Consider the following 6208-nt stretch of genomic DNA (forward strand, 5'->3'; position numbering starts at 1 on the left):
TGACGGCAGGCTGTGCTGGGCTGCACGTCGGCATGGGCGTGCGTGGTCAGGACGCAAAAACACACTTGCCCGCAATGGCGGGCAAGTGTGTTTGCAGAGGGGGAGTGCGTTGTTGGTTATTGTTTGTTGCGACCGGCAATCACCACCAGGATCAGCGACGCCAGGATCAGGATCGAACTGATAGCGGCAATGGTCGGATCGATCTCGTCGCGCAGCGCCGTGAACATGCGCTTGGTCAGAGTCTGGTTGTCGCCGCCGGAGATGAACAGCGCCACCACAGTTTCATCCAGCGAGGTGATGAAGGCGAACAGTGTCGCCGAGACCACACTGGGCTTGATCTGCGGCAGGGTCACGGCCATGAAGGCGCGAAAGCGGTTCATGCCCAGGCTGCGCGCCACCATTTCCTGGGACATGTCGAAGTTACGCAGACCGGCCAGCAGCGCGATGATCACGTAGGGCAAGGCGAGCATGATGTGCGCCAGCACCAGGCCGGTCAGCGTGCTGATCAGGCCGACCCGGGCGTAAACGAAGAACACGCCGGCGGCGATCAGGATGATGGGCACCATCATCGGCAGCAGCAGGATGATCTGCAGCGTACGCACCACCTTCAGGCTGGAGTTGTTGATGGCGTAGGCGGCCGCCATACCAATCGGCAGGCTGATGGCCATGGTGAAAAATGCCGTGATCAGACTGACCCGCGCCGCCGACATCCACTCCACGCTGTTGAAGAACGCCTCGTACCAGTGGAAGGACCATTGCTTGGGAGGGAATTGCAGGAAGCGCGCCTCGGAGAACGACATGGGTACCACGATCAGCACCGGGATGATCAGGTACAGCAGGATCGCCGCGACCAGCACCGTGAACAGCACGTGGGACAGGCGAAGGTGACGCAGGTTGGCAAGCAGGTTCATTTAGCGCGCTCCCAGGATGCGTTCGATGGGGATGAAGCGATTGATGCCCCAGAAGATCAGGAACACCACAAACAGCAGCACCAGGCCGACTGCGCTGGCTGCGCCCCAGGCGTGATAGAGCTCGACGTTGCGTTGCACCAGCATCGACACCAGGATCGTGCGGCCACCGCCGAGCAGTTCCGGGGTGATGAAGAAGCCTAGGCAGATGACGAACACCAGGATGGAACCGGCCATGACCCCCGGCGCTGCCATCGGCAGGAAGACCCGGCGGAAGGTGTAGAAGGGTTTGGCGCCAAGGCTCTCGGACGCTTGCATGAGGTCCTGGGGGATTTTTTTCATCACCGAATACAGCGGCAGGACCATAAAGGGCAGCATGACGTGCAGGGTGCCGATTACCGTGCCAGTGGTGTTGTGCATCAGCGTCAGGGGTTGGTCGATGATGCCAAGGTCCATCAGCGTCTGATTGACCAGTCCGCGGCGTTGCAGGAGCACCAGCCAGGCATAGGCCCGCACCAGCACGCTGGTCCAGAACGGCAGGATCACGCAGATCAGAATCAGGTTGGCCCAGAAACCCTGCAGGCGCGAAGCGGCGTAGGCAATGGGGAAGCCCATGACGATCGACAGGATCGTCACCAGGAAACTGATCTTGAAGGTCAGGGCGAAGGTGTCCCAGTAAATGCTTTCCTGGAAAATCCGGATGTAGTTGGCCAGGGAAAACCCTTCCTCGGTCTGGACCGACTGAAAGGCCAGCCAGCACAGCGGCATGATCAACAGCACCACGACCATGACCAGCGCCGGGGTGAGCAGCAACAGCATGGAGGTGTGCTCCTTGCGTTCTTCACGGGCCAGGGCGTCTTCGCTGGTCATGGGCGGCTGGTGCTGCTGGTCGCTGGAGTCGGGCATGGATTTGGCGAGATAGGCGTTGGACATGATGACCTCTCGTCACTGCGCAGTGCTGGAGGGTATCCAGCACTGACGGGTAGCGCTGGCGGTGGCAGTCGTCCTGGCGGACAGCAGGGTGCGGTGCTCGGGTAATGTCATGTGAAGAACTCCCAATGGTGGGCAGGTACTTGAGGCGAGCGCGAGTTGTCTGCACAGGTCACTCTGCGGGACCCTCAGGCCTAATGTACCGGGATGCCAACGAATGAAGTGGACGCAATTGACCGGTGCGCAAGCGCTTTATGTCGAAATCGCGGGGGCAGACGGCATGTCCTGCGCCGAGGCCTCTGGCCTGCGGCGCAGCAACGGCCGATGGCTATTTTTTCTGGACGAAGGACAACCAGCGTTCTTCGGCCTTGACCCCGGCTTCGGAGGCCCACCATTGCGCCGAGAGCAGGGCCTGGCGCGAGATGTTGCCGGGTGCGGAAGGCAGCTTGGCCTCGCGCTCGGCCGGGATTACCCCGGTCTTGAAGGCTTCGGGGTTGAGCGGGCCGTAGTCGATGATCATCGGCAACGCCGCTTGCAGTTTGGCATCGATGGCCTCGTTGACGAATTTCATGGCGGCCACCTTGTGCGGCGAGCCTTTGAGGACGCACAACGAGTTGGTTTCCAGCACACCCTGGTTGTAGTCGAATGCCACGGGTGCGCCGGCGGCCTGTACGGCGGTGATACGGCCGTTCCAGGCCTGGATCATGTCCACTTCGCCGTCGCTGATCAGCTGCGCCGACTGCCCGCCGGACGTCCACCAGGTGGCGATGTCGGGCTTGATCTGCTCAAGCTTGCGGAAGGCGCGATCGACGTCCAGCGGATAGAGCTTGTCCATCGGCACGCCATCGGCCAGCAGCGCGATTTCCAGGGTTGGACGTGGCAGGTTACGTAGGGAGCGCTGGCCCGGGTATTTTTTGGTGTCCCAGAAGTCGGCCCAGGTCTTGGGTACGTCCGCGCCTTTGAACGCGTCCGTGCGATACGCCAGCACCGTGGAGTAGCTGATGTAGCCGACGCTGTATTCGTCCTTGAGGCTGTCGGGTATTTGCGCGGCATTGGGAATCAGCGCAAGGTCGAGCTTCTCGAACAGCCCTTCGGCTTCGCCACGGATGCAGTCGCCAGTGGGCAGGTCCACCACGTCCCAGGTGACCTTGCCGCTCTCGACCTGGGTCTTGATGATCGGGTAGGCCTTGGGCGAGCTGTCCTGTTTGAGCGTCAGACCGAGCTTTTTCGCCGCAGGCTCCAGGATCGCCTTGCTCTGGGCTTCCTGATAAGCACCGCCCTGGGATACGAACGTGATGTCCTCGGCCATGGCCTGGGTGGCGCTACCGATGAACAGGGCCAGACTCGCGAGTTGGAAAGCTGTAGTGCGCAATGTGCTCATGGAAAGACTCCGAATGGTTGGCAGATTTTCTTGGGCGAGCTGTAGGTTTTGTTGTCGGTCGCTCTGCGGGACCATGGAGGTCTAATGTACCGGCTTGTCCGTGAACGAAGCGGCTACAAATGCGCGGATGAAAAGTGGTTTATTGCGAAAATGCGAACGGGCACAGTATTTCGTGCGTCGGGTGCGGGCTTGCGCGCCTGTCGCGAGCAGCCCCGAAGCCCCCGGTAGGAGCGAGCATGCTCGCGATGGCGGTGTGTTGGGTGAGTCATAGCCAAGTCATTCAGCCCACCGTCATCCGCCTCACCACGCGCCGAATCATCGGCGCCGCCAGCACCACCACCGGCAACATCGATACCCACGACAGCGCCCACGCGTTCAACCAGCGGCCGGCAAAGGCCAGGTCGAGCGCATGGGGTGTGGTGGCGATGGCGGCCGCGACCGCGCAGGTCAGGCCGGATTGAACGACGCCGAAAACGAAATGCTCATAACGGGCGGGGATTTTCATCGGGGGTTCTCGAGAAAGAGCGGGGGGGCGCGATGCCCGGCCGCTCGGGCACGATCAAGCCGGTTGCAGTTGCGCGATAGTCTCTTCGGTGGTCCACAGCCCGTGGGCGAGGAAGCGGTAATTGATGATGGCCGCCAGGTAGCCGTCGCCATCCGGCAGGCGCGGGCCGGCGGTGGCGTCGCGTACCACGACTATTTCAAAGCCCTGTTCGAGCAGTTCGCGCAGGTGTGATTCCACGCAAAGGTTGGCCGCCATGCCGGCGAGGATGATCTGCGACACGCCTTTCTTGCGCAATTGCAGCGCCAGGTCGTTGGTTTCCGGGCCGTAGACCTTGTGCGGCGAGGCGATGATGGTCTCGCCGTCGAGAATGTACGGCTTGTAGATCTCGAGGAAATCGGCGCCGGAGCCTTCGAAGTTTTCCAGGGTGTTCGGTCCCTTGCGATCGAACATGCAGATGCTGTGCATGACCTTTTCCAGCGGACCGCCAAAATGCCAGTCGTGGTCGTGCGGGTAGTAATAGTGTGGCGACACGGCCACGGGCAGGTCGTGAGCCTTGAAGGCCTTGAACAGTTTTTCCAGGTTTTCGACGGTGTTGTTCTCGACGATGCTCTCACCGAACACCGCCCAACTGGCGCCGGCAGGGCTGAGGAAGTCGTTCTGTGGGTCGATGACCACCAGGGCGGCTTTGCTCAGGTCGAGCTTGAAACCAGTGGCAGGCAGTGCGGGTTCGGCGGGGTCGGCGTACAGATGGCTCATGACGATTTACCTCTTGGGTGCTTGCGTGGATGAGACGTGAATGTTGCTTTATATAAATGACCAGTCGTCTTATTAATGAGGAAAAAAAACTCACTCCAATAGCCGAGGCAAGACCATCGATACGAAACGCTGCAGAGGTGCACCGTCGCGCAGGACCTTGCCGCGCATGACCGCACCTTCCCAGCCTTCGACGATGACACTGGCCAGCGCTTCGGCGTCGTGAGTTTCAGAGAGTTCGCGGCGCTGCTGCGCTTCACGCAGGCAGCTCGCGAGCAAACCTTCCCAGCGCGCCAGCACATCGGCCAGACGCTTGCGGGTTTGTTCGCTGCCATTGGACATTTCCAGGGACAGGTTGCCAATCAGGCAACCCAGGCTGTATTCATGCTCGCCGTGCTCGAGCACCAGGGCCTGGAAGAACTGGCCGATGCGCTCCAGCGGCTTGACCCGGGCGTCGTAGAAGATCGGCCCGTGGCGGGTTTCGATCGAGGTCCAGTATTCCTCGAGGATCTCTGCCGCGAAGTCTTCCTTGCTGGCGAAGTAGTTGTAGAAAGAGCCCTTGGGAATCTCGGCAGCGGCGGTGATGTCCTGGACGCCGCAGCCGTTGAAGCCACGGTTGTGAACCACCTGGCGGCCAATCGACAGCAAACGGGATCTGACTTCGAGGTTGACCGGGCGAGCCATGACAGAGACATCCAGTGATGAGAAAGTTTTAATAAACTAACTGGTCATCTATGTTTCGTCAACAGTCGAATTGACTGCCAATCAGTCCGCCTGCGCCATCTCGATGTACTCGAGCATCTTCTCGTTGCCATCGAGAATGTCACGGCAGATGGCCGCCCGTGCCGCCGCGCCATCGCGGCGCTTGAGTGCGTCGAGCACTTCCCAGTGATGGTCGATGGCCATGCGCTCGTTGAAGTTGCCATAGGCACGGGCGATCAGTGGGCCGGTGCGCATCCACAGGCTATCGAGCAAACCCGCCAGCACCGGCATGCGCGCGATGGTGGTCAGCGCGTAGTGAAATTGCTGATTGCACTTGAGAGCGGCTTGCAAGTCCTGGGCGTTGATCGCGGCGATGTTGTTTTCGATGCAGGCTTGCAGGTCTGCGAGTTCGCTGTCGGTCACCAGCGCGGCGGCCGTCTCCGCAGCCAGGCCTTCAAGCGCCAGGCGGATGCTGCGGATCTCGCCGTATTGCGCGGCGGTGAGGATGGGTACGCGGATGTCACGCGGGGTCTTGAGGATCAGCGCCTGTTCCTTGGCCAGTTGCAGGATCGCGTCGCGCACCGGTGTGACGCTGGTGCCCAGTTGTTCGGCCAGGTCGCGGATGCGCAGGCGGTCATCGGGCTGGAAACGCCCGGTGATCAGTGCCTCGCGCAGCAACTCGTAGATGCCACTGCCCAGGTAAGAGTGATTGAGGGTTTGAATAGGGTAGGGGTTGCTCATTGATCGCTCATCTGCGGCGGATGCCCGGCCCGAATGATGGAAGTTTCCGGCCGGGATTTCCAGATTATTTCAGACGTGCTGACCACCGTTGACATGAATCTCCGAACCGTTGATGTACGACGCGCCTCGGGTGCAGAGGAAATGCACCAGGGATGCGACTTCTTCCGGCTTGCCCAAGCGGTGCATGGGGATCTGCTGATCGACGATCAGTTCGGTCCCGGCAGACAGGATCGACGTCTCGATCTCACCCGGTGCAATCGCATTGACGGGGTTTGGGGAGCAATGGAA

Annotated in this window: 8 protein-coding genes; all 8 read right to left on the minus strand. The window is 60.9% G+C overall.

From position 1 onward, the window contains the following. Positions 1–116 precede the first annotated feature (116 nt). Positions 117–911 carry an ABC transporter permease gene (locus M5G20_RS28405; RefSeq protein WP_003465028.1) on the minus strand — a complete coding sequence of 265 codons (795 nt, stop codon included), beginning with the start codon at positions 909–911 and terminating at the stop codon, positions 117–119. Continuing rightward, entirely contained in the window at positions 912–1841 is a 930-nt protein-coding gene (locus tag M5G20_RS28410; RefSeq protein WP_003465031.1) for an ABC transporter permease, read from the minus strand. Positions 1842–2166: 325 nt separating this feature from the next. Then, entirely contained in the window at positions 2167–3219 is a 1053-nt protein-coding gene (locus M5G20_RS28415) for an ABC transporter substrate-binding protein (RefSeq protein ID WP_003465034.1), read from the minus strand. 280 nt (positions 3220–3499) lie between these two features. Continuing rightward, positions 3500–3724 carry a DUF2798 domain-containing protein gene (locus M5G20_RS28420; protein WP_003465037.1) on the minus strand — a complete coding sequence of 75 codons (225 nt, stop codon included), beginning with the start codon at positions 3722–3724 and terminating at the stop codon, positions 3500–3502. A 54-nt stretch (positions 3725–3778) separates the two neighbouring features. Beyond that, positions 3779–4480 carry a cysteine hydrolase family protein gene (locus M5G20_RS28425; RefSeq protein ID WP_003465039.1) on the minus strand — a complete coding sequence of 234 codons (702 nt, stop codon included), beginning with the start codon at positions 4478–4480 and terminating at the stop codon, positions 3779–3781. 90 nt (positions 4481–4570) lie between these two features. Next, positions 4571–5161, minus strand: coding sequence for a TetR/AcrR family transcriptional regulator (locus M5G20_RS28430; RefSeq protein WP_003465041.1), 591 nt, complete (start codon positions 5159–5161; stop codon positions 4571–4573). 81 nt (positions 5162–5242) lie between these two features. Continuing rightward, positions 5243–5920: a GntR family transcriptional regulator gene (locus M5G20_RS28435; protein WP_016487046.1), complete on the minus strand. Its 678-nt coding sequence runs from the start codon at positions 5918–5920 to the stop codon at positions 5243–5245. Positions 5921–5989: 69 nt separating this feature from the next. Further along, a partial coding sequence (locus M5G20_RS28440; RefSeq protein ID WP_273921900.1) for an SDR family oxidoreductase occupies positions 5990–6208 on the minus strand: 219 nt, incomplete at its 5' end.

The sequence above is a fragment of the Pseudomonas sp. TNT2022 ID1044 genome, from assembly GCF_028656895.1.
Lineage (GTDB): Bacteria > Pseudomonadota > Gammaproteobacteria > Pseudomonadales > Pseudomonadaceae > Aquipseudomonas > Aquipseudomonas reinekei.

Bases quoted from the DNA above. Each gene is read 5' to 3' on its own strand.
- M5G20_RS28425 (WP_003465039.1), bottom strand. From the start codon at position 4,480: ATGAGCCATCTGTACGCCGACCCCGCCGAACCCGCACTGCCTGCCACT.
- M5G20_RS28405 (WP_003465028.1), bottom strand. From the start codon at position 911: ATGAACCTGCTTGCCAACCTGCGTCACCTTCGCCTGTCCCACGTGCTG.
- M5G20_RS28415 (WP_003465034.1), bottom strand. From the start codon at position 3,219: ATGAGCACATTGCGCACTACAGCTTTCCAACTCGCGAGTCTGGCCCTG.
- M5G20_RS28435 (WP_016487046.1), bottom strand. From the start codon at position 5,920: ATGAGCAACCCCTACCCTATTCAAACCCTCAATCACTCTTACCTGGGC.
- M5G20_RS28420 (WP_003465037.1), bottom strand. From the start codon at position 3,724: ATGAAAATCCCCGCCCGTTATGAGCATTTCGTTTTCGGCGTCGTTCAA.
- M5G20_RS28410 (WP_003465031.1), bottom strand. From the start codon at position 1,841: ATGTCCAACGCCTATCTCGCCAAATCCATGCCCGACTCCAGCGACCAG.
- M5G20_RS28430 (WP_003465041.1), bottom strand. From the start codon at position 5,161: ATGGCTCGCCCGGTCAACCTCGAAGTCAGATCCCGTTTGCTGTCGATT.